23 protein-coding genes and 1 pseudogene are annotated in these 23,140 nt (G+C 63.5%); 14 read left to right on the plus strand and 10 right to left on the minus strand.

The window, feature by feature from the left end:
- Together ACTJGZ_RS04970 and metK are read right to left on the minus strand one after the other, a co-directional pair.
- Positions 1-118 (minus strand): annotated as a pseudogene (locus ACTJGZ_RS04970) (glycosyltransferase family 4 protein); the annotation flags it as partial.
- Positions 119-250: 132 nt separating this feature from the next.
- Positions 251-1,411, minus strand: coding sequence for a methionine adenosyltransferase (metK, locus tag ACTJGZ_RS04975; protein WP_441661841.1), 1,161 nt, complete (start codon positions 1,409-1,411; stop codon positions 251-253).
- A 252-nt stretch (positions 1,412-1,663) separates the two neighbouring features.
- Between metK and ACTJGZ_RS04980 the strand changes: the two genes are divergently transcribed.
- The 5 genes from ACTJGZ_RS04980 (at position 1,664) to xerC (ending at position 6,346) form a co-directional block, all read left to right on the plus strand.
- Complete coding sequence (locus tag ACTJGZ_RS04980) at positions 1,664-2,527, plus strand: lysophospholipid acyltransferase family protein (protein ID WP_441661842.1); 864 nt, start codon at positions 1,664-1,666, stop codon at positions 2,525-2,527.
- A 96-nt stretch (positions 2,528-2,623) separates the two neighbouring features.
- On the plus strand, positions 2,624-3,520 hold the full coding sequence (locus ACTJGZ_RS04985) for a lysophospholipid acyltransferase family protein (protein ID WP_441661843.1): 897 nt from the start codon (positions 2,624-2,626) through the stop codon (positions 3,518-3,520).
- A 108-nt stretch (positions 3,521-3,628) separates the two neighbouring features.
- Positions 3,629-4,540, plus strand: coding sequence for a diaminopimelate epimerase (gene dapF, locus ACTJGZ_RS04990; protein WP_441661844.1), 912 nt, complete (start codon positions 3,629-3,631; stop codon positions 4,538-4,540).
- A 32-nt stretch (positions 4,541-4,572) separates the two neighbouring features.
- Positions 4,573-5,367, plus strand: a complete 795-nt coding sequence (locus ACTJGZ_RS04995) for a DUF484 family protein (RefSeq protein ID WP_441661845.1) — start codon at positions 4,573-4,575, stop codon at positions 5,365-5,367.
- Positions 5,360-6,346, plus strand: a complete 987-nt coding sequence (gene xerC / locus ACTJGZ_RS05000; protein WP_441661846.1) for a tyrosine recombinase XerC — start codon at positions 5,360-5,362, stop codon at positions 6,344-6,346. Before ACTJGZ_RS04995 ends, xerC begins: the two co-directional genes overlap by 8 nt.
- Before the next feature lie 96 nt (positions 6,347-6,442).
- Here xerC and feaR read toward each other — a convergent pair whose 3' ends face one another.
- Positions 6,443-7,435, minus strand: a complete 993-nt coding sequence (gene feaR, locus ACTJGZ_RS05005; protein WP_441661847.1) for a transcriptional regulator FeaR — start codon at positions 7,433-7,435, stop codon at positions 6,443-6,445.
- A gap of 353 nt (positions 7,436-7,788) precedes the next feature.
- Between feaR and ACTJGZ_RS05010 the strand changes: the two genes are divergently transcribed.
- From ACTJGZ_RS05010 to ACTJGZ_RS05025, 4 genes are all read left to right on the plus strand, one after another.
- Positions 7,789-9,090: an NAD(P)/FAD-dependent oxidoreductase gene (locus ACTJGZ_RS05010; protein WP_441661848.1), complete on the plus strand. Its 1,302-nt coding sequence runs from the start codon at positions 7,789-7,791 to the stop codon at positions 9,088-9,090.
- Between the two features lie 47 nt (positions 9,091-9,137).
- Positions 9,138-9,506: a cupin domain-containing protein gene (locus ACTJGZ_RS05015; RefSeq protein WP_441661849.1), complete on the plus strand. Its 369-nt coding sequence runs from the start codon at positions 9,138-9,140 to the stop codon at positions 9,504-9,506.
- A gap of 185 nt (positions 9,507-9,691) precedes the next feature.
- On the plus strand, positions 9,692-11,134 hold the full coding sequence (locus tag ACTJGZ_RS05020) for an APC family permease (RefSeq protein WP_441661850.1): 1,443 nt from the start codon (positions 9,692-9,694) through the stop codon (positions 11,132-11,134).
- A gap of 78 nt (positions 11,135-11,212) precedes the next feature.
- Positions 11,213-12,793 carry an amidase gene (locus ACTJGZ_RS05025; RefSeq protein WP_441661851.1) on the plus strand — a complete coding sequence of 527 codons (1,581 nt, stop codon included), beginning with the start codon at positions 11,213-11,215 and terminating at the stop codon, positions 12,791-12,793.
- 34 nt (positions 12,794-12,827) lie between these two features.
- Here ACTJGZ_RS05025 and ACTJGZ_RS05030 read toward each other — a convergent pair whose 3' ends face one another.
- The 6 genes from ACTJGZ_RS05030 to ACTJGZ_RS05055 form a co-directional block, all read right to left on the minus strand.
- A complete protein-coding gene (locus tag ACTJGZ_RS05030; protein WP_441661852.1) occupies positions 12,828-13,856 on the minus strand; it encodes a nickel/cobalt transporter in 1,029 nt (342 codons plus the stop codon).
- A 102-nt stretch (positions 13,857-13,958) separates the two neighbouring features.
- The gene (locus tag ACTJGZ_RS05035; protein ID WP_441661853.1) at positions 13,959-14,660 is read right to left on the minus strand and encodes a DUF1007 family protein; all 702 of its coding nucleotides are present in this window, start codon (positions 14,658-14,660) and stop codon (positions 13,959-13,961) included.
- A gap of 41 nt (positions 14,661-14,701) precedes the next feature.
- Positions 14,702-15,766: a metal ABC transporter solute-binding protein, Zn/Mn family gene (locus tag ACTJGZ_RS05040; RefSeq protein WP_441661854.1), complete on the minus strand. Its 1,065-nt coding sequence runs from the start codon at positions 15,764-15,766 to the stop codon at positions 14,702-14,704.
- Positions 15,766-16,647 carry a metal ABC transporter permease gene (locus ACTJGZ_RS05045; RefSeq protein ID WP_441661855.1) on the minus strand — a complete coding sequence of 294 codons (882 nt, stop codon included), beginning with the start codon at positions 16,645-16,647 and terminating at the stop codon, positions 15,766-15,768. Before ACTJGZ_RS05045 ends, ACTJGZ_RS05040 begins: the two co-directional genes overlap by 1 nt.
- Entirely contained in the window at positions 16,638-17,381 is a 744-nt protein-coding gene (locus ACTJGZ_RS05050; protein ID WP_441661856.1) for a metal ABC transporter ATP-binding protein, read from the minus strand. The genes ACTJGZ_RS05045 and ACTJGZ_RS05050 overlap by 10 nt, the downstream gene beginning before the upstream one ends.
- Entirely contained in the window at positions 17,378-17,590 is a 213-nt protein-coding gene (locus tag ACTJGZ_RS05055) for a hypothetical protein (protein WP_441661857.1), read from the minus strand. Before ACTJGZ_RS05055 ends, ACTJGZ_RS05050 begins: the two co-directional genes overlap by 4 nt.
- Positions 17,591-17,785: 195 nt before the next feature.
- Here ACTJGZ_RS05055 and ACTJGZ_RS05060 point away from each other — a divergent pair, with 195 nt between their 5' ends.
- The 5 genes from ACTJGZ_RS05060 (at position 17,786) to hslU (ending at position 22,548) form a co-directional block, all read left to right on the plus strand.
- A complete protein-coding gene (locus ACTJGZ_RS05060; RefSeq protein ID WP_441661858.1) occupies positions 17,786-18,295 on the plus strand; it encodes a Fur family transcriptional regulator in 510 nt (169 codons plus the stop codon).
- Between the two features lie 337 nt (positions 18,296-18,632).
- The gene (locus ACTJGZ_RS05065) at positions 18,633-19,769 is read left to right on the plus strand and encodes a CobW family GTP-binding protein (RefSeq protein WP_441661859.1); all 1,137 of its coding nucleotides are present in this window, start codon (positions 18,633-18,635) and stop codon (positions 19,767-19,769) included.
- A gap of 196 nt (positions 19,770-19,965) precedes the next feature.
- Positions 19,966-20,343, plus strand: a complete 378-nt coding sequence (gene dksA / locus ACTJGZ_RS05070; RefSeq protein WP_193755146.1) for an RNA polymerase-binding protein DksA — start codon at positions 19,966-19,968, stop codon at positions 20,341-20,343.
- Positions 20,344-20,595: 252 nt separating this feature from the next.
- Positions 20,596-21,135, plus strand: coding sequence for an ATP-dependent protease subunit HslV (gene hslV, locus ACTJGZ_RS05075; protein ID WP_127775294.1), 540 nt, complete (start codon positions 20,596-20,598; stop codon positions 21,133-21,135).
- A gap of 84 nt (positions 21,136-21,219) precedes the next feature.
- Positions 21,220-22,548 (plus strand): ATP-dependent protease ATPase subunit HslU, encoded by a 1,329-nt coding sequence (gene hslU, locus ACTJGZ_RS05080; RefSeq protein WP_441661860.1) that lies wholly within the window; start codon positions 21,220-21,222, stop codon positions 22,546-22,548.
- A 162-nt stretch (positions 22,549-22,710) separates the two neighbouring features.
- Here the strand turns inward: hslU and ACTJGZ_RS05085 are convergent, their stop codons facing one another.
- A complete protein-coding gene (locus tag ACTJGZ_RS05085) occupies positions 22,711-23,028 on the minus strand; it encodes a copper-binding protein (protein ID WP_441661861.1) in 318 nt (105 codons plus the stop codon).
- Positions 23,029-23,140: the final 112 nt, after the last annotated feature.

Here is a 23,140-nt window from a genome sequence, read left to right on the forward strand (position 1 = left end):
GTTCGATGACACGAACCTCGTGCCCCCATGCCGTCAATAAGGCGCACATGACAGTCCAGGTACGCACCACGCCATTGACCTGAGGATGCCAAGCATCGGTCACCAGCAGAATTTTCATGTCGGCACGCGGCAGTTGAAAATGCCCTCATTGGGCCAGATCCGCATGACAACCACAATACATTGCAGCCAGGCAACAAAAAACGGGGGATTGCGCTGGGCAATCCCCCGTTTTCATTCACGCGGCAAGGCTTCAGCCCCGGCGCAGCAGCGCTGCGCGGTCCGTCGCTTCCCAGGTGAACTCCGGCTCGGGGCGGCCGAAGTGGCCATAGGCCGCCGTCTTGGAATAGATGGGGCGCAGCAGGTCCAGCATATTGACGATCCCGCGCGGACGCAGGTCGAAATGCTCGCGCACCAGTTTCGCGATTTCCTCGTCGGGGATCACGCCCGTGCCTTCGGTGTAGATCGTGATATTGATAGGTTCGGCCACCCCAATGGCGTAGCTCAGCTGTACCTGGCACTGGCGCGCCAGGCCGGATGCCACGACGTTCTTGGCGACATAGCGGGCAGCGTAGGCAGCCGAACGGTCCACCTTGGAAGGATCCTTGCCAGAGAACGCGCCACCGCCGTGCGGGCATGCGCCGCCATAGGTATCGACAATGATCTTGCGTCCCGTCAGGCCGCAATCCCCTTGCGGCCCGCCAATGACAAAGCGGCCGGTGGGATTCACCAGGAAACGAGTCTTGGAAGTGAGCAAGCCATCCGCGAAGCACGGGCGGATGATCTCTTCGATCACGGCTTCCTTGATGGCATCTTGCGAAATTTCGGGCGCGTGCTGGGTGGACAGCACCACGGTATCGACTTCCGCCGGTTTGCCGTCCACATAGCGGAAGGTCACCTGAGACTTGGCATCCGGGCGCAGCCACGGCAGGCGGCCGTCCTTGCGCAACTCACTCTGGCGCTGAACCAGGCGGTGCGCATACCAGATAGGCGCCGGCATCAGATCCGGGGTTTCGTCGCATGCATAGCCGAACATCAGGCCTTGATCACCAGCGCCCTGGTTCAGATAATCTTCACTGGAGCGGTCCACGCCCTGCGCGATATCAGGCGATTGCTTGTCGTAGGCAACCAGAACCGCACAACCCTTGTAGTCGATGCCGTAATCGGTATTGTCATAGCCGATGCGGCGTATCGTATCGCGCGCTACCTGGATGTAATCGACATTGGCCGTGGTGGAAATCTCGCCGGCCAGCAGTACCAGACCCGTATTGCACAGCGTCTCGGCTGCGACCCGGGCATTGGGATCCTGCTCGAAAATAGCATCCAGCACCGCATCGGAGATCTGGTCGGCAACCTTGTCAGGATGCCCTTCGGATACGGACTCGGAGGTGAAAAGGAAGGAGTTCTGCACCACGATTATGTCCTTTATAGACCCGCATGGGCCGGCTCTCAGATGAAACGAGGCGTTGCACCCCCAGGAGCCGGCATGACAGGACGGAATCGGGCGCGACGCTTTAGCGGTAAGACCACAGCCGGATAAACCGGCGCCGCCCCGCAAGTTGTCGGTTAACACGGCGGCATTTGTCATTCTAAGCGAAAATGCAACGATAATCTCAAATAAACCCTGTTGCCGACGCGCACTTTCGTCCTGTTTCCGTCCCGAACTATGCTGCTGCTCCTGCTCCGACTGCTTGCCCGCCTGCCCTTGCCGGCCTTGCATATGCTAGGCCGCGCCGCTGGCCGCCTGATTTATGCCTTCCCCGGCAAATACCGGGAACGGCTGCGCGCCAATACCGCCCAGGCCGGCTATGACGACCCGGCTTTCGCCCGCCGTGCCGCCGCCCAGATCGGCGCCATGATCCTCGAAACCCCGCGTATCTGGTTTCGCAATGACACCAGCCTGAAGCAGGTCGTGTGCGACGATGCATCCATTGTCGATGACGCCCACCAGGAAGGGCGCGCCTTGATGATGCTGACTCCCCACCTGGGGTCCTTCGAGATCACGGCGCGCTACTTCGCCCGCAAACGGCCTATCACCGTGATGTTCCGCCCCCCGCGCAAGCCCTGGCTGGCCCCGGCCATGGAAGCGGCGCGCAATACCTCCGGCGTGTCCACGGTGCCAGCCACCAGCCAGGGCGTGCGCGCATTTGTCCGCACCCTGCGCGATAAGGAAACCGTGGGCATGCTGCCCGACCAAGCCCCCAGCCAAGGAGAAGGCGTCTGGGCACCCTTCTTCGGCCGCCTGGCCTATACCGTGACCCTGCCGGGCAAGCTTGCCCGCAACAGCAATGCCATCGTGATCCTGACGGCCGCCGAGCGTCTGCCTGGCGGCAAGGGCTGGCGCATTCACCATGCTCGCGTGCCCGAGCCCTTGCCGGAATCGGCAGAAGCTCAGGCAGCGCTGATCAATCAAGAAATGGAAAAGCTCATCCGGCGCTTTCCGGAGCAATACCTGTGGGGCTACAACCGCTATAAAGTGCCGCGGGGCGCGCCGCCCCCGGAAGCCTCCGCCGCCGATGCCAGCGCCTGAGCCTGCCGCCCCTAGCCGTCGGCGCCTTAGCCTGTACCGCCCCACCCGCCGCCCCGTCCTGCCCGCGCAGGCTTGGCGGCCCTTGCCCCGCACATCATGGATCGTCCCTCGCTGAAAACCCGCCTCCTGCGCCGTCTGTTTTCCTGGTTCGGCCAGATGCGCCCGAGCACCCGCCTGCGCCTGGGCAAAACACTGGGCTGGCTGTCCTACAAACTGGTCAAACCGCGCGCCCGCGTGGCTCGGCGCAATATCGAACTCTGCTTTCCCGAACTGTCCGCCAGCGAACGGGAAACGCTGCTGCGCCAGCACTTCCGCGCGCTGGCGCAATCCGTGCTGGACCGCGGCGTCCTGTGGTTCGGTACGCCAGAAGCCGTCCGCGCCATGGTGCGGGTCGTAGGCTTTGAACACTTGCAGCATTACCTGGATATCGGCCAGCCTACTTTGCTGCTGGCCCCGCACTTCATCGGCCTGGACGCTGCCGCTTCGCGCATGACCATGGATGTGCCCAGTTCGGCCACTATGTATTCCACGCAGAGTGACCCGGAAATCGACGCCCTGATACGGGAAGGGCGCACCCGCTTCAATGATGTCCAGCTGGTCAGCCGCCGCGACGGCATCCGCACCTTGCTCAAACATGTCCGTGACGGACGGCCGATCTACTACCTGCCCGATATGGATTTCGGCAGCCGGGGTTCCGTCTTCGCGCCCTTCTTCGGCCACCCTGCGGCAACCCTGACCTCCACGGCTCAGATTGCCGGCAAATGGTCACTGCCCGTGCTGCCCATTCTGTCTGTTTGGCATCCGGAAGACGGCACCTATACCGTGCATGTGCTGCCCCCGCTGGATGACTTTCCTGGCACCGAAGGCCCGGAAGCCGCCACGACGCGGCTCAACCAGCTCATCGAGGGCTGGGTGCGCGACTGCCCCAGCCAATACTACTGGGTGCATCGTCGTTTCAAAACCACGCCGCCCGGCATGACGGGCCGTTATTGAAGCGCGCGCCAGGCCTGACGCTGTCATGCAACGGGAAAATGCCACAATGGGAGCAGAACGTGCGGGCAGGCATTCCTGCCCGGGCCTCACCGGAGAGAAGAAAGGTTCATGAGCAAGCTCTGGAAATTCAGCAAAATGCATGGCGCCGGCAACGACTTCGTCGTCCTTGATGGCGTCCGCGCTGCCCTGGACATCACGCCCTCGCGCATCCGCGCCCTGGCCAACCGCCATATGGGCATAGGCGCCGACCAGGTGCTGGTGGTCGAAGCCGCCAGCCGCGCCGATGCCGACTTCCGCTACCGCATCTTCAATGCCGATGGCGGCGAAGTGGAGCACTGCGGCAACGGTGCCCGCTGTTTTGTCCGCTATGTGCACGAACACGGCCTGTCCACCCGCAATCCCATCCGGGCAGAAATCGGCACCGGTGTCATTCTGCTCGAAGAGGGCAGCGACGGCGAAGTGACGGTCAATATGGGCGCCACCTCCTTTCTGCCCGGCAGCCTGCCCTTTGACGCCAGCGGGCTGAAAACACGCCAGGTCGGCGCGGATACGCAATGGCAGCTGGCCCTGTCCGGCGCCCCCGGACTGACGGATGCCTGGCGCCAGACCTGGCTCTCGGTCGTCAGCATTTCCAATCCCCATGCCGTCTTGCGTGTGGATGACGCCGAAACCGCGCCGGTCGCGCAGCTCGGGCCGCTGCTGGAAAGCCACCCGCGCTTCGCGCGCCGGGTGAATGTCGGTTTCCTGCAAATCCTCGGCCCCCATGACGCCAGGCTGCGTGTCTATGAACGCGGCGCGGGCGAAACCCTGGCCTGCGGTTCGGGCGCGTGCGCCGCTGCCGTGACAGGTATCCGGCAGGGTGAACTGATCTCGCCAGTACGCGTCCAGACACGCGGCGGCACGCTCACCATTGCCTGGGACGGCCAGCAACTGCGTATGACCGGGCCTGCGGTGACGGTCTATCATGGGGAAATCGACATCGACCGGCTGGTCAGCCAGCAACGGCCCATCCATTTCTGAATCCGGTTCATTTTGCAGGAATGCCAGACGCCATGTCTTCCGACTCCCTCAACGCCGCCGACATCGCCCATTTCCTGGCGTGTCACCCGGATTTCCTGACCGAACGCGCCGATCTGTTCAGCACTATCACGGTGCCCCATCCCCGTTTGCCGCATGTGATACCGCTGGGTGAACGCCAGAACCTGGTCCTGCGTGAACGCTTGCAGGCCCAGGAGCTTGCCCTTAACGAACTGCGCCACCAAGCCGCCCGCAATGAACACATCAGCGCCCAGCTGCACGCCTGGCTGGCGAGCCTGCTGGCTGAACCCGATGCCAGGCAACTGGGGCCGCGCTTTGTGCAGGGGCTGGCGCGGGAATTCAATCTGCAAAGCGTCACGCTGCTGGCCTGGCAGCCTCAGCTGCATGTCATTGCCGGGCCGGGCGGCGTGAACTGCAGCAGCGAACCCATGCTGGACGACAATCTGCTGCAAGCCTTGCGCCAATACACTGCGGCCCAATCCCGCCCGACCTGTTGCGCGACCAGCACGGCCAATCAGGCGTTGGCACCCTTGCTAGCCGCGCTGTCAGGCGAGGCAGCGCCGCCTGCCGGTTCCCTGGCCGTCGTCCCGCTGCATGCGCTGCACCAGCATGACGACGGCAGCACTGAAGAAGCGGCCCTCACGACCGGCCTGCTGATCCTCGCCGACAACAGCCGCGATCGCTATGTGCCCAACATGGATACGCTTTTTCTGGAGCGTATTGCGCAACTGGCCGGCGCCACGCTGAGCCGCCTGGACGCCGCCCTGGCTCGGCCAGACCCCGCTACCGGCCCGCTGCCGCATGACTGAAGCCGCGGCCTCTGGCGCCCGCCCAGCCCCGCCCCTGCCCGCCCCCATGCAGCAGTGGCTGCATCACCTGGAACATCAGCGCCGCTACGCGCCGCCCACACTGGCGGCCTATCGTATCGACCTGGTGCGGCTGGCGGGCTGCCTGGATGGCCTGTCGCCTGAGCAAGTGACCCACGGCCATCTGCGCCAATACCTGGCGCGCATGCACGGCCAAGGCATGCAGCCGCGCGCGCTGGCGCGCATGCTGGCAGCCTGGCGCGGTTTTTACCGCTGGTGGGCGCCACAAGCCGGCATGCCCGGCAACCCGGCGGCCGACCTGCGCGCCCCAAAAGCGCCACGCGGGCTGCCCAAGGCCTTATCGGTGGAGCAGGCGCAGGGCCTGATGAACCATGCCGCCGCCCGGGCCGGCCACGATACCGCGGCCACACGCGACCATGCCATGGCCGAACTATTTTATTCCAGCGGCCTGCGTCTATCGGAACTGGTCGCGCTGGATCTGCGTTATGCCGACGAAGACGGCTATCGCTCCCAGGCCTGGATAGATCTGGACGAAAACGAGGCACACCTGCTGGGCAAAGGCGGCAAGCGCCGCATCGTGCCCGTCGGTTCGCATGCCCGCCTGGCCCTGCAAGCCTGGCTGGCGGCGCGGCCGGCGCTGGCGCCGGCACAAGCGCTGGCCGCGGACCGCCATGCTTTGTTTCTCGGCGCGCGCGGACGCCGGATTGCGCCACGCATGATCCAGAAACAACTGGCACAGCTGGCCATCACCGCCGGTCTGCCCACGCATCTGCACCCGCACATGCTGCGCCACAGTTTTGCCAGCCATGTGCTGCAATCCGCGCAAGACCTGCGCGCGGTGCAGGAAATGCTGGGCCACGCCAATATTTCCACCACGCAAATCTATACCCGCCTGGACTTCCAGCACCTGGCCAAAGTTTACGATCAGACCCACCCGCGCGCGCGCCGCCGGGAAGACTGACTCAGTGCCAGCCAGAAGGAGTCAAGCTGGCGGTCTGCGCCCGCCACCGGCCATTTTGTCTTGTTGTTGCCGAGTTGTTGTCTGACGGTTGTTTGCCTACTGACCGCTCAAGCGGTATTCACGCGGCGACATGCCGAACTGCTTGCGGAAGGCGCGGCTGAAATGCGCGGCATCATTGAAGCCGCAGGCAAAAGCAATATCCGTAATGGAACGACTATCCGTCAGTAGGCTGCGCAGTTCAGCCGCCGCCTGCTGCAAACGGGCGCGCTGGATATAGCGGCATACGCTATCGCCGGTTTCTTCAAACAGGCGGTAAAGCTGCCGCACCGACACACCCATCCGGTCGGCAATCCGCACGGGCGACAGCAAAGGGTCGGCCAGCGACTGTTCAATCAGACTGCGCGCCATGGCCAGCAGGCTGGCGCCGGTGCGCCCCCGTTGCGCGCCAGGCAGCGCGCTCTCGCCCGCTGGCAGGGAATCGGCCCAATCTCCGGCCGGGCGCCCGGCCCCCTGCCGCAATGATTGCGCCAGCAAAGACAGCAAGGCTTCCTGCATGGCCGCGCCATCGCCAGCCACGGCGCAATCGCCAATATCGCCCGCGCAAATCTGTTCGACCAGGATGCGCGCCAGGCGGCTGCTGGAACTGAAGCGGCCGATGCGGCACAGCTGATTGAGCTTTTCCGGCAGCAGGCGCGCCACTTTGCCCCGGTCCAGATGAACCGATGCATGCTCCATCAGGCCTTTGGGCACGATTTCACACCCCTGCACCGCGTCCATGAGCACCATATCGCCAGGCAGCAACTCCATGGTCAGGCCCTTCTGGCGCAACAAGGAACTGCCCTGGCGCTGCACCACCAGGAAACAATGGCTGTCATCCACGGAATCCTGGGCAGCCGCCATCTGGCGGCAGACAATCCGGCCTGCATTGGTACGGATGCGCGTCAGGCCCAGGCCGTCGATATCCTGCTGCTGGATGCTGCCTATGAAAATGCCCTGGTCTGCCGCCAGGCTGGCCTCAAACTGGCCGCACGCCTGCCGCAGCAGCTCGTTCCAGCGTTTCAGATCATGGGCAACAGGGATCATTTCCATAGCACGGCACCTTTGCTTTCATGCATGCGGCCCACCGATATCGCCAGACGCATGAGGACACGGTGAATCCACAAATGGATAACCGGCAAATTCTGTGCCATAGCCCGGAAAGCAACGATTAGGGTTTACCTGAGTGCGCAGCGGCGCGGACAGGCAAATGTTGGCAAGCACGTACCAGATCAACTGGGTGGATTTGCGAGTTAATAAACAAGTTAACGAATTTTCCGGAATCCTGCTTCAGGTCTGCCTATTTCACGCAGCATCAGCAGGTTCCCGGACTGAAAACCGGCAGCCTGTGTCTTTTACGCCACGCGTGCCGGTTTTCCCGACAAGCAATCGCGCAAGGACAGGCCATGCATATCGACGAAACCGCAACCTACTATACCGCCACAAAAAAATATGATTTGAGCTTCCCCTCGCTGGAGGAAGTCATCGAGGCGGATGTCGCCATCATCGGCGGCGGCTTTTCCGGCATCCATACCGCGCTGGAACTGTCTGAAAACGGCGTGGAAAACATTGTGGTGCTGGAAGCCCGCTATCTGGGCTTTGGCGGCTCAGGCCGCAATGGCGGCCAGGTCATGGCCGGTATCGGCCACGACCTGGGCAAGCTGCGCAAGGATGTCGGCGACGAAGGCGTGCAGGCCATTTTTGCGCTGAGCGACATCGGCCCGCAGATCATGCGCGACCGCATTGCCAAGTACAACATCGACGCGGACTTCCACAGCGGCTACGGCTACATGGCCTACAACGGCCGCCAGGCCAAGACGCTGCGCGCCTGGGAAAAGGAATTCAAATCGCTGGGTTCGCCCAATGAAATCCGTTATGTCGAAGGCAAGGATGTGCAGCAAATCATCGGCACGGATGTCTATCAGGCCGGCCTGCTGCACCGCGGCGGCGGCCATGTGCATTCACTCAATCTGTTGCTGGGCGAAGCCAAGGCCGTCACCGAGATTTACGGCGTGCGCATTTTCGAACACAGCCCGGTGGTCGAAGTCACCTATGGCGACCATGTCGAACTGCGCACCGCCAAAGGCCGCGTGCGCGCCAAACGGCTGGTCTGGGCCTGCGACGGTTTCATCAACCGCCTGGAACCGGAGCTGCACCGCAGCACCATCAATACCTACGCCTTCCAGCTGATGACCGAACCGCTGTCCGACGCGCTGATTGAACGCATCAGCCCGATCCGAGGCGCCTACAGCGACATCCGCCCCATCATCAATTACTACCGCGTCACCGCCGAGAACCGCGTGCTGTTCGGCGCTGCGACGTCCTATTTCGACTACATCCCCAACGACCTGAAAGCCTGGAACCGCCAGCTCATGCTGGAAGTCTTCCCCTACCTGAAAGATGTGCGCATCGACCTGGCCTGGGGCGGCCCCATGGCGACTTCGCGCAATCTGTTCCCGCAGATCGGCAATTTGCCCGGCCACGACAACGTCTTTTTCGTCCAGGGCTATTCCGGCTTTGGCGTCACGCCCAGCCAGATCATCTGCAAGATTCTGGCCGAAGGCATTCTCGGCGGCTCCGAGCGCTACCAGCTGGTCAGCGCCATCAGCCGCCCCTCCATCCACGGCAAGGACCGCTCCCGCGCCCTGCTGTGCACCCTGGGCAAGATCGCGCACCAGACCGCCGGTTTCTGGCAAGGGCGCCGCTGATCTTCCCCCACCCTTTTCAGCCATTCAATCCATAAGGAAACACCACCATGGCACTGACCCCCATTCAACAAGACATCACCATCAAGCAACTGGACGCCTGGGGCAGCCTGACCGGCATCGGCGGCGAAATCCTGGACGGCAGTGACGTCCAGGCCTACGGCAAGATGACCCACGGCGCCCCGACGGACGCCATCAGCGCTGGCTACTTCGGCACCAGCCAGGGCAAATACCGCCTGGTCTATCCCTTCAACGAACAAGCCACCCTGCTGCAAGGCGAAGTCCGCATCACGGATGAATCGACCGGCCAAAGCAAGCTGTACCGCGCAGGCGATACCTGGTTCGTCACCAAGGGCACGTCCACCCTCTGGGAAGTGCTGAGCGACGGCTACACCAAGCACTATCTGTCGTTCAACTAAACCCATACGCCGGCGGGAGGATGCCAGCCTGACGGCCGGGCCCTTCCTGCCGCGCAACCGGCACGCCCGTGGCGGCCGGCAGAAAAACCCGGCAGAAAAACAATACGCACCGCTTCCGCGCCGCAAGGCCGGAACCCTGAGCGGGCAGCCCCGATGCCATCAGCAGGGCCAGGAGACAAAGCAATATGCAAACCCATGAAACCGGACAGGCCACCGGCCTGAACCGCAATGCCATCGGCCTGTGGAGCCTGGTATTTTTCGTGCTGGCGACCAACGGCCCGCTGACCGGGCTGGTCGGCGTGGCGCCCACCGCCATCCTGCTCGGCAACGGCATCGGCCTGCCCAGCTCCTATCTGGTGGCCGGTATCGTCTATCTGCTGTTCTGCGTCGGCTTCGTGGCCATGAGCCGCTATATCCACAATACCGGCGCGTTCTACGCCTATATCTCCACCGGGCTGGGCCGCCCCATGGGCACAGCCGCTGCTTTCCTGGCGATCGTGGCCTACGGCGGCCTGCAAATGTCCTGCTACGGCATGATCGGCTTCTTCCTCTCGCTGGCCTTGGAAGAAACCGGCATCCATGTGGCCTGGTGGGTGGCCAGCATTGTCATTGCCTGCATCGTCCAGCCGCTCAGTTCGCGCAATGTCGCGCTCAACGGCAAGACACTGGGAATTTTGATGAGCATTGAAGTCATCACCCTCATCGTCTTCGATCTGGCGGTCATCGGCGACGGCGGCGGGCCTGAATCCTTCAGCACCGCCTCGTTCACCGTGGATGCCTTTCTGTCGCCGGGGGTGGGCGCCGTCTTCGCCTTCGTCGCCAGTTCTTTCATCGGCATTGAAACCACCGCCATCTACGCCGAAGAGGCCCGCGACCCGACCCGCACCATTCCGCGCGCCACCTATATTTCCGTCGTCCTGATCACGGCATTGCTGGTGTTGTCCTCCTGGCTGCTGATTGTCAGCTACGGGCCCAGCCAGGCCGTGGCCGTCGCCGAGCAGAACCCCGGCACCATGTGGTTCGACACCGCCGCGCGCGTGGCCGGGCATTGGTTGTCGCTGCTGATGAACGCGCTGCTGATCACCAGCCTGTTTTCCATCGTCCTCAGCCTGCAGAACACGCTGTCGCGCTATCTGTACGCGCTGGGCCGGGAGCAGGTCTTCCTGCCCTTTTTCTCCCGGCTGCACCCGCGCCACAAAACCCCGCACGTCGCCAGCTTTGTACTTGCCGTCGTGAATATCATCCTGCTGACGGCCTTCGGCCTGGCTGCCATCGACCCCATGACCGGCGTTCTGCCGCTGGGCAGCGCCCCCGCCGCCCTGGGTATCCTCAGCGTGCAGGTGCTGACTTCGCTGGCGGTGATCTGCTTTTTCCAGCGGGACAAACGCCATACCAATATTTGGCAGCGCCTGATCGCGCCCTTGCTCAGCCTGAGCGCCATGAGCACCGGCGTTTTCCTGATCGCCACCCACATGGAACTGTTGACTGGCGGCATCGAATTTCTCAATACCGCCATTCCCATCGGCCTGATCCTGGTCGCGGCCTACGGCATCCTGGTGGCGCTGTGGCTGCGCCGCTACCGCCCGCAACGCTACGCCAAACTGGCCAATGCATCGCTGGACACCTGATCTGCCGCCCTATTTGTCCCACGCCTCATTCAAACAAAACAACAACGATATGCCGCCCCCGGCAACAGGAGAGACTTCATGAGCCAAGCCACTACGAATCACCAGGCCGACGCCCAGGACGGGCGCCGCCACTTCCTCAAAACACTGGGCGCCGCCGCGCTCGCCAGCACCGCCGGCGCCCCCGTGCTTGCCAGCCCTGCGCCGGCACGGCCCGCAGGCGGCATCACGGGCTGGAGCGCTACCGAGCTGTCCCGGGCCATTCACGGCGGCCAGGTGTCCTGCGCGGAAGTCATGGGTGCCTACCTAGACCAGATCGACCGCCTGAACCCCGTTTACAACGCCATCGTCTCACTGCAGCCGCGTGAACAACTGCTGGCCGCCGCCAACGAAGCGGACCGCCAGGCTGTCGCGGCCCGCCGCACCGGTGCCCGCCTGGGCTGGATGCACGGTTTCCCGCAAGCCCCCAAGGACCTGGCCGCCACTGCCGGCATCGTGACGACCAGCGGCTCGCCGCTCTTCAAAGACTATGTGCCCAAGCATGACGCCATCATTGTCGAACGGGCGCGCCAGGCGGGCGCCATTCTGATCGGCAAAACCAATACCCCGGAATTCGGTCTGGGTTCGCATACCTACAATCCGGTATTCGGCACCACCGTGAACGCCTTCGACCCGGCCCGCAGTGCCGGCGGCTCCAGCGGCGGCGCGGCGGTCGCGCTGGCGCTGGACATGCTGCCCGTGGCAGATGGCAGCGATATGATGGGTTCGCTGCGCAACCCGGCGGCCTGGAACAATATTTTCGGCTTTCGCCCATCCTTCGGGCGCGTGCCCTTCGGCCCGACCAGCGATGTCTTCATGCAACAGCTGGGCTATGAAGGCCCCATGGGCCGCAACGTCGCCGACCTGGCCATGCTGCTTTCCATCCAGGCGGGTTTCGACCGCCGCGCCCCCTTGTCCATCGCGGAAGATCCGGCGCAATTCGCGCAACCGCTACAACGCAACGTCAAAGGCATGCGCATAGGCTGGTTGGGGGACTTCAACGGCTACCTGCCCATGGATCCCGGCGTCATGGACACCTGCGTGGCGGCGCTGGAGAATTTCCGCACGCTGGGCTGCGAGGTCGAGGCCGCGCAACCCGCATTCGACATGAACACACTCTGGCAAACCTGGCTGGCGCTGCGCAGCAGCACCATCGCCGGCGGCCTGGGCGGCCTCTACCGCGACCCGGCGAAACAGGCGCTATTCAAGCCCGAAGCCATCTGGGAAATCGAAAACGGGCTCAAGCTGAGCGCCATGGATATCCAGGCGGCGGCCGCCAACCGCACGGCCTGGTACAAGGCGCTGGAAACCTTGTTCCAGCAATATGATTATCTGGTGCTGCCCTCGGCGCAGATGTTCCCCTTCGACGCCCGGCAGCACTGGCCCAAGACCGTTGGCGGACGCGAAATGGATACCTATCACCGCTGGATGGAAGTCGTGATCGGCGGTTCGCTGGGCGGTTTGCCCGTCCTCAATGTCCCGGCGGGCTTCGGCCCCGACGGCCTGCCCATGGGGCTGCAGGTCATGGGGCCTGCGCACGCCGATCTGGCCGTGCTGCAATTGGGCCACGCTTATGAACAGGCCAGCGGCTATACCCGGCGCCGCAGCCCGGCCCTGGGCTGAACGCCATTCAGGGGCGGCAGCTGCCTTGGGGCGGCTAGCCCCCCAGGGGGGCCGCGCTCACCCAGGCGCCCCCGAACAGCAAGACGCCCAGCGCCAGTACCACGCAAGCGGCAAGCGCCTGAATCCAGGCATACAGAATGGCGCCCCAGCGCCCCTCGCCGCCCGCCATCCGGGCCGCCAATTTGCCAGCGGCCAGGGCCAGCACGGCCAGGGAAGCCACTGTCAGGCCCGTTCCCACCCCCATGGCCAGCGCCGACCAGACCCCTGCCATGAACATGCCCTGCGAATAGGCGAACACCAGCACGATAATCGCGCCCGAACACGGCCTCAGCCCCACCGCCAGCAGCGCCGACCAGGCCTGCCGCCAGTTCAGCTCGCCCGCCACGCTGGCAGCAGGCGGAATATGAACATGGCCGCACCCGCAATGCGCATCATGCGCGTGGCTATGGCTATGGCTATGGCTATGGTCATGATGATGATCGTGGCGAGTCTCCTGCCCATGGGCATGCGCATGCCCGGGCGCCGTGGCGGCGCCTGGCCGCCACCAATGCCACAGCGGCCGCACGGCATGCTTCCAGACCAGCCAGGCGCCCAGCAGCGCCACGCATGCGAAAGATGCCAATTCAAGCCACCAGGTCGCCTGCGTCAGGGTCGCGCCGCCCCACTGCAGCACGCTCACCGCCAGGCCTACCAGCACCACCGCCACCAGCGCCTGCACCATGGCCGATACCAGCGCCAGAATGGCGCCGTTGCGGACAGTCTGCCGGTTGGCCAGCACATAGGCGGTAATGACGGCCTTGCCATGGCCTGGCCCCAAGGCATGAAACACCCCATAAGCGAACGATAGCCAGACCAACAGCCAGGCGCCGCCGCCGTCACGCCAGGTACGCACCGCGCCAGTCAGCTGCCGGTAAAAACCGCTCTGCCAGGCTGAGATCTGCGCCATCCAGCCCTGGCTGTAGGCGCTGGCGCCTGCATTGGCTTCCGGCACGCCAAACGGATGCTGCATGCCCTGCGCCCCGGCCGCTCCTGCCCAGACGCACGCCAGCAGCAACAGGGCCATCAGCCACACCGCACGCGGCAAGTTGTAAAAATGGCCTGGCGGCGCTTCACGCCGCCAAGTTGAAAGAAGGCAGGAACGCATACGCATGACAAGCAATACCTTTTACGGGCAACGCAGTTCGATGCGGTGCGACAGGCTGCGGGTAATCAGAAACAATTCTTCCGGCAGCGTTTCGATATCCGCTGGCAAATCGGCCAGTTTGGCCGCGGTCTGCCAATCCAGCTCGCGTGGCGGATGATAGGACTTGGCGCAGCCTGCCGGCGCATTTTTCAGGGTGACCGCGCCAGGCGCGCTGAAATCGTAGGCCACGTAGTAGGTTGGATCAAACACATCCAGGCGCAGCGGCTGGCCGCTGACCGCCGCAGGCTGTTTCAGCGGCAGGTCGAAGGTCATGGAAATCCGGCCGGAATCGCCATGCCAGGCCATGCGGGCATCACGCCATTGCCCGAACGGCAGGCGCGGCGCATCCCCGCCGCCACGCCGCACACCGGAGAAGAAATGGGTTTGCGGCACCGCCAGCGCCTCCATCCACTCTTGCGCCAAGGGCGCCAGCGTCGCCTGGATATAACTGCCATCGGCTTCTTTGGGCAGGCCCAGCAGCGCATAGGCCGTGAACATTTCATCGAAGAGCCAGGTCTGGCGCACCGCCGCCAGGCGCCCGGCGTCATCGAATTCAAAATCCGCGCTGGCGTCTATCCACATATGCGGGTGCGCCTGCGCCGCTGGCGGGCACAGCAGAGCTGCGGCCACCGCCAGCGCGCCGGCCAAACGGCTGCCGGGCATGCGCGCAGCCTGGCTGGCCATAGACCTGATGCCTGGCCTGCCGCCCAGGACGGGCCGGCGGCCTAAGGCCGGGGTTTCAAAGCGTCGAGAAGCTGCTGCGCGTTCCATTCCATCATATCCAGGTAGGTCGAACCGCGCTGCCCGGGTTCCGCCAGCGCGTCAGTAAAGAGTAGGCCGCCAACCTGCGCGCCGGTTTCACGGGCAACCTGATCGGCCAACCTGGAGCGTGACACATTTTCAATAAAGACGGCATTGATATGCTCGTCGCGGATCTGTTTGATGAGACGCGCCATCTCCGCTGCCGACGGCTCGGCCGCTGTGGATTGCCCCGCCACCGGCAGGAAGACCAGCCCATAGGCCTGGCCGAAATAATCCAGCGCCGCATGTGCCACCACCACCTTGCGGTGCTCCTGCGGCAATGCGCCGAACACGTCGCGCAAACGGCCATCCAGCGCCTGCAGGCGGGCGACATAATCATTAGCGCGCTGGCGGTAGCCCTCAGCGTTTTCCGGGTCGGCGGCAATCAGCGCGCGCTCGATATTGCGCGCGTACAGAATGCCGTTCCTAACATCCTGCCAGGCATGCGGATCGAACTCGCCATGATGATGATGGCCGTGCGCATCTTCCGCATGGCCGTGACTGTCATTGTCATGCGCATGATCCTCCTCAGCATGGCTGTCATGGCCGTGCTCATCGTCATCATGCCCGTGGCCATGATCATCCTCGTGGCCGTGCCCGTCCTCCGCATTGCGCAGCGCCTTCACCCCGGCGCTGGCCACGGCTGTACTGCCCTTGAACCCGGAGGCCTTGACCAGGCCGGGCAGCCAGGTTTCAAACTCCAGCCCATTGACGACCAGAACCTGGGCGTCGCCCAATTTGCGCGCGTCACCAGGACGCGGCTCGAAACTGTGGGCATCCTGATTGGGGCCGATCAGCGCCACGGCCTGCACCTGTTCGCCGCCCACTTCCTTGACCATATCGGCCAGAATGGAAAAACTCGCCACGACCTTCAAGGGCTCGGCCTGCGCCACGCCCCAGCTGCTGGCGGCCATGGCCGCCAGTGCTAGCCCGGCGCGCGCCAGCACGCGCCGCGCCCGTCCACCTGCCTGCTGTATCCCTGCACTCATCACTTATCTCCTTGGGTCTCAGTTCGGAAAAGGCCGCGCAGCAAGCCGTCACGGGGGCCGCACAGCAGGGAAAACAGGTAGATAACCCCCGCGGACAAAATAATTGCCGGCGAAGACGGGATATCCCAATGGAAAGACCACAACAGCCCGATCAGCCCCGCGGCCACCCCGAGCAGGGCGGCCAGCACGATCTGGCCATCAATGAATTCCGCCCAGAACCGGGCCGCGGCAGCCGGCAGCATCATCAGCCCCACGGCCATCAGCGTCCCCAGCACCTGGAAGCCGGATACCAGATTCAGAACCACCAGACCCAGGAACACCATGTGCGCCAGGCCGCCCTTGCCATACTCGGTACGGACGAATTCACTATCCAGGCACTCGGCAATCCAGATGCGATAGAACAGCGCCAGCGCCAGCAAGGTCATGGCGGTACTGCCGCTGACCAGATACAGGGCCGAGTTATCCAGGCCCAGCACCGTGCCGAACAACACATGCATCAAATCGACGCTGGTGCCCTTCAGTGACACCAGCAACACGCCCAGACTCAGAGAAATAAGATAAAAGGCAGCCATGCTGGCGTCCTCGCGCAGCGGCGTCAGCCGCGACACGATGCCCGACAGCAGCGCCACCAGCAGCCCCGTCACCAGCCCGCCTGCCAACATGGCCGGCCACGACAGTCCCGCCACCAGGAAGCCCACTGCCACCCCCGGCAACAAGGCGTGCGACATGGCGTCGCCCATCAGGCTCATCCGGCGCAGGATCAGGAACACTCCCAGCGGCGCCGCCGCCAGCGCCAGCAATACCGTTCCGGTCAAGGCACGGCGCATGAACCCGAAATCCACAAACGGGGCCAGCAGAAAGTCATACACGGTCACAGCCATTCTCCCTGGCCGGATTGGCGCGCGCGCTGCAAATTGGCCGCACTCAAGACTTCACGCGAAGGGCCCCAGGCCAGCATGCCACCAGCGCCCAGCAACAGCGTGTCGGGGAAATGCTGGCGCACCAGTTCCAGATCATGCAGCACGGCAATAATGGTCCGGCCTTCCGCATGCCAGCCATGCAGCAATTGCATCAAATCCTCAATCGTTTCGCCATCCACGGCGGCAAAAGGCTCATCAAGCAGCAATACCTGAGCGTCCTGCATGATGAGCCGGGCAAACAGCACGCGCTGCATTTGCCCGCCGGATAGCTGCCGCAGCGGCCGGTTGGCGCAAAAACCCAGGCCTGCGGCTTCCAGCGCCGCATGGGCACGCTCCCATTCGGCGCGCGACAATCGTCCCCAGGGCCCGACGCGGCGCCATGCCCCCAGGGCCACCAGATCAATGACACGCACCGGCATGGAACGGTCGATCGCGCAAGCCTGGGGCAGCCAGGCCCGCGCCTGGCGCGCCCAATCCGCCCACGACACGGTGCCGCCAGACGGCGGCAACTGCTCCATCATGGTACGCAGCAGCGTGGATTTGCCGCTGCCATTGGCGCCGACAATCGCTGTCAGGCTGCCATGGCGCACGTCGCCATTGAGATCGTGCAGCACGATGCGCTCACGCCAGCCCACACACAGGCCACGCAGGCTGACCGCAGCCGGCAAGGGCTGCGCCACGGACAAACGGCTCATGACAAGGTCGCCCAGGCCACCATCAAGGCACCAGCCACCGCCACCCCCAATACCAGCAACAGACGTGCGCTTGCGGAAGCATCCAGCCAGGCACGCGGCGCCAGCCCTTGCGCTTCGCGGCGCGCAGGCGCATGGCGGCAGGCATGGGCAAGGTTTATGTCGGCAGAAGCCGGTTCACTGGCGGCACGGGAAGCAGTCGCGGCAGGCATGGGATTGTCACGATATATCATTGGTAGAGTTATATCATAACATTTCATCTCTGACAGCCAAGCTGCGCGTGCCATCCCCGAGTGTGGTTAGAATAGCGCTATGACTTCTGCCGCAACGGGTTTCCCGGCGCGGCACTTCCTTCATTTCCGGTGCCGTGCCCTGGCGTGGCGCCGATTAGCGTGAGCAGGCCCAGAATGTCCCAAGCACCTCGCCCGCCCCAGGCGGACCCGGTAGCCGAAAGGCTGGCCGTCGCCGAATCCCTGTGTCTCAGCCGGGGACGCCGCCTGACGCCTATCCGCCGTAAAGTCCTGGAGCTTTTGCTGCGCCATGACCGCAGCTTGAAAGCCTATGAACTGCTGGATGCCATGCGCGCCAGCCACCCTGGCGCGGCACCGCCTACGGTTTACCGCGCGCTGGACTTCCTGATGGAGGAAGGGCTGATACACCGCCTGGATGCCGTCAACGCCTGGGCCGCCTGCCAGGATGCTGGCGGCACGCCGCATGACATACTCGTCGTCTGCACCGCCTGCGGCAATGTGGCCGAACTCAGCGACCCCGACATGACGCGCGCGCTGGCCCAGCGCGTCGCGCATACCGGCTATGCTCTGAGCGCCCATGAAATAGAAATCCGCGCGCTCTGCCCGGCCTGCCAGCTCGCCGGCAAACAGGCGGATTGCGGCCACGGCCATTCCCACACGCACTGAATCACCTGGCCGGCGGGACATTGACACTTGTTGTCCCGCATTGACACCCTCCCTTCGAGCGCCGGGCACAGCGATCAACACCCGGCCTGCCAGCCAGCGCCAGCGCGGCTCACGCCATTTCCCTGGCCGTATTTCCCTCGTCCCGTTTCCGTATTTCCCGGCTTGTTTCCGGGCGATATAACCGGCGGTTACAGCCATACACCGCGGCGGTATGCTAAAAGTTTGCCCAACTCGCCGTGCTGTGATGTAATCCAGCGTTCCCTATACGTTACCGAGGACGTTCCAGCCTGTTGTTTCGGTGGATCAACCCGTCTCTCCAGGCAAGAACCGGCCAAGCATGAATCAACCGCTCAGACTCGAACAAATGGTACCCGTCACTGTCCTGACAGGCTTTCTTGGCGCAGGCAAGACCACGCTGCTAAAGCGCATCCTGACGGAACATCACGGCCGCCGCATTGCTGTCATCGAAAACGAATTCGGGCCGGAAAGCATTGATAATGACCTGTTGGTTCAGGATGGCGAAGAACAGATCGTCGAACTGAATAACGGCTGCGTCTGCTGCACTGTGCGCGGCGACCTGCTGCGCGCCCTCCTCGACCTGAAACAGCGCCGCGACAGCGGCGCCATCCAGTTCGAGCGCGTCATCATCGAAACCACCGGCCTGGCCAACCCCGGCCCGGTGTGCCAGACCTTCTTCATGGACGACGAAGTCGCCGGCTACTACCGCCTGGATGCCGTCGTGACCATCGTCGATGCCAAGCACGGCATGGAAACCCTGGATCGCCAGCCGGAAGCCCAAAAGCAGATCGGCTTTGCCGACCGCATTCTGGTGTCCAAAAAAGACCTGGTGAATCAGGCCGACTACGAAGCGCTGCGCCACCGCCTGGTGCGCATCAACCCGCGCGCGCCTATCGAGCCGGTCAACTTCGGCGACACCGACCTGAAGCAGATCCTGGATATCAGCGGCTTCAATATCGACTCCATCCTGGAACTGGACCCGGCTTTCCTGGCGGATACCCACCCGGATGCCGCGCATGACCACGACCATGGCCATGAGCACCACGGCCACGATCACCACGATCACGGCCATGAGCACCATCACCACGACCATGATGACGACGGCCATGAGTGCGGCCCCCATTGTCATCACGATCATGCCCATCCCGCCCACGACGACGAGATCGGCGCCTTCATCTTCCGTTCCGACAAGCCCTTCGACCCGGGCCTGCTGGAGGAATTCCTGGGCGGCGTGCTGGAGGTCTATGGTCCTGACCTGCTGCGCTACAAAGGAATTCTGTACCTCAAGGGCGTGAACCGCCGTATGCTGTTCCAGGGCGTTCACATGCTAATGGGCGCAGAGCCCGGCAAACCCTGGGGTGCGCAGGAAAAGAAATCCACCAAACTGGTGTTTATCGGTCGTAAGTTGCCCAAGGAAATTTTTACCCAAGGGCTGGAGCAGTGCCTGGCGAAATAAGGGGCGGGCCACGCCTGGAAACGTCCACCGGCAGTATGCAGGTTGCGCATTCAGAGTGATATGCCCCGACACGACGCCGTAACATCATCAAGACGGAGTGTTTTTCATGGCTACCAAGGCTGCAAACCAAGAAACGAACCCGGTTGCTGGCAACGCCGAAGTCATCGACCTGCCCACGGAACAAGAGCTGCTGGCCATGCCCGAGTCGGACTACATGAACGACGTACAGCTGGCTTTCTTCCGCAACCGGCTCCGCCAGATAGAACAGGACATCCTGAACAATGCCGGCGCCACGACGGAAAACCTCAGGGAAACGCAGTTCGTCCCTGATCCCGCCGACCGTGCCACGATCGAGGAAGAGCATGCGCTGGAACTGCGCACGCGCGACCGCGAGCGCAAGCTGCTGAAGAAAGTGCAGCAGTCCATCGCCCGCATCGACAGCGGCGAATACGGCTGGTGTGAAGAAACCGGCGAGCCCATCGGCATCCCGCGCCTGCTGGCGCGCCCGACCGCCACGCTGTCCCTGGAAGCCCAGGAACGCCGTGAAATGCGGCAAAAGATGTTCGGCGACTAACACGCCGCTCAGTCCTTACCGCAAAGGCGGCGCCCAAAGGCGCCGCCTTTGTTTTTTCCGGCGGCCCCGGCCCTGCCAAGGCCGCCGCCCTGGCAACGCTTGAATTGCCCGATTTCGTCCCCATGTAGATGGCACGGATTGTCCCTGGGCAGCCCGTTTGCCCCCCGCCCTTGCGTCCCTGAGACCGCTTGTGGCCAGACGGCAGCAGCGCCAGGAAGATCGCACGCCACAGAATCACCGGAAGAATTCGCCATGGAACAATTTCACGCCACTACCATCCTCTGCGTCCGCCGCGGCAACCGCGTCGCGCTGGGCGGCGACGGCCAGGTCACGCTGGGCAACGTCGTCATCAAAGGGACGGCCCGCAAGATCCGCCGCCTTTACCACGGCAGGGTTCTGGCCGGATTCGCAGGCGCCACGGCGGATGCCTTCACCTTGCAGGAACGCTTCGAAGCCAAGCTGGAAAAACACCAGGGCCACCTGATGCGCGCCGCTGTCGAACTGACTCGTGACTGGCGCACCGACCGCGTCCTGCGCCGCCTGGAAGCCATGCTTATCGTCGCCGACAAAGACCATACGCTGGTGCTGACCGGCAACGGCGATGTGCTCGAACCCGAACACAGCCTGGCCGCCATCGGCTCCGGCGGTTCCTATGCGCAGTCGGCAGCGCTGGCGCTGCTGCACAACACCGATATGGCGCCCGAAACCATCGTCAAGAAGTCGCTGGAAATCGCTGGCGACCTCTGCATCTATACCAACCAGAACCACGTTATCGAAATTCTGGAAGACTGAGCCTCATCCTGCGCGACACGGCCCGTTGCGACGGGCTGCGTCCCTGAGCCGCTCCCGCTTCCCTTCATCCCAGGATAGCCCTCCATGTCCGCTTCGACCATGACTCCCGGAGAAATCGTCTCCGAACTCGACAAATTCATCATTGGCCAGCACCGCGCCAAGCGCGCCGTTGCCGTTGCGCTGCGCAACCGCTGGCGCCGCCAGCAGGTGGCCGAGCCGCTGCGCCATGAAATTCATCCCAAGAACATCCTGATGATAGGCCCGACCGGCGTCGGCAAGACCGAAATCGCACGCCGCCTGGCCAAACTGGCTGGCGCGCCTTTCATCAAGATCGAAGCCACCAAATTCACTGAAGTCGGCTACGTCGGCCGTGATGTTGACACCATCATCCGCGACCTCGTGGAATACGCCATCAAGCAAACCCGTGAACGCGAAATGCAGCGGGTGCGCACCCAGGCCGAGGATGCCGCCGAAGACCGCATCCTCGACGTCCTGATTCCGCCGGCACGCGACGGCAGCGGCAACCCCCAGCGCGAGGAAAACACCGCGCGCCAAGTGTTCCGCAAACGCCTGCGTGAAGGCCAGCTGGACGATACAGAGATTGAAATCGACGTTGCCCAGCCGCTGCCGCAAATGGACATCATGGGCCCGGCAGGAATGGAAGACATGACCGAGCAATTGCGCGGCATGTTTGCCGGATTGGCCAAGGACCGCACCAAGCCGCGCAAGATGACCGTCAAGGAAGCCTTCAAGCTGCTGGTCGATGAAGAAGCCGGCAAGAAGATCAACGAAGACGACCTGCGCCGCAATGCCATTATCAGCGTGGAACAGAACGGCATCGTGTTCCTGGACGAAATCGACAAAATCGCCACGCGCCAGGAACAAAGCGGCGGCGATGTGTCGCGCCAGGGCGTGCAGCGCGACCTGCTGCCGCTGATCGAAGGCACGACAGTCAATACCCGCTACGGGATGGTACGCACCGACCACATCCTGTTCATCGCTTCGGGCGCCTTCCATCTGGCACGCCCTTCGGATCTGATCCCCGAGCTGCAGGGCCGCCTGCCCATCCGGGTGGAACTGGATTCCCTCAGCGCGGAAGATTTCGTGCGCATCCTGAAGGAAACCGACGCCTCGCTCGTGAAACAGTACACCGCGCTGCTGGGCACAGAAGGCGTGGAGCTGGAATTCACCGAAGACGGTATCCGCCGCCTGGCTGAACTGGCATCCGAAGTCAATGAACGCACCGAAAACATCGGCGCGCGCCGCCTCTACACCATCATGGAAAAGCTGCTCGAAGAGATTTCCTTCGATGCTTCCAGCCATCATGGCAAAGTCGTGATCGACACCAGCTATGTCAATCAGCGCCTGGCGGAAACCGCAGGCAGCGAAGACCTGGCGCGTTACGTGCTGTAAGCCCCGCGGCGGCAGACGCCAGGCATGAAAAAGGCGGGCCGTCATGGCCCGCCAGGGGTATCTGCCTATCCGTGATATCGCCTATCAGTGATATCTGCCTATCCGGCCCGCCAGACATGGCGGGCTTTTTCATGGCCGTGCATTTGGCACGGCCGGGCCGGTTCAGCGGTCGATTTCTATCACCCAGTACTGCCCTTCCCTGCGGGCGGCCGTAAAGCGGATTTTGTCGCCCGGGTTCACCAGCACCAGCAATTCGGGGCTGATGCGATAGACCAGCGACATCGCCCCAAGCTCCAGCTCGGGAATCGCGCCGTGCTTGATCGTGACCTTGCCGTTATCGGCGTCCACGCGCCGGACTTCGCCCGACGCCTTGGCCTGCACCTCAGGCTCGGCGGCGGCCAGCACCGCCACCGGCACGGCCAGCGCGGCCAGTCCGGCCGAGGCCTTCAACAATACGGAAAAAATAGCAGCGTGACGCATGATGGATTCCTCCTGTAGCAAACGGCTATCCAGTGCTGTGCCTGCAGGCCGCCGGGAAACCATTTTCCCTGGGCGAACCACAATCCGGCGACCAGCCAGCCACCAGGCCTTT

The organism is Kerstersia sp., from assembly GCF_052103615.1.
GTDB lineage: Bacteria > Pseudomonadota > Gammaproteobacteria > Burkholderiales > Burkholderiaceae_B > Kerstersia.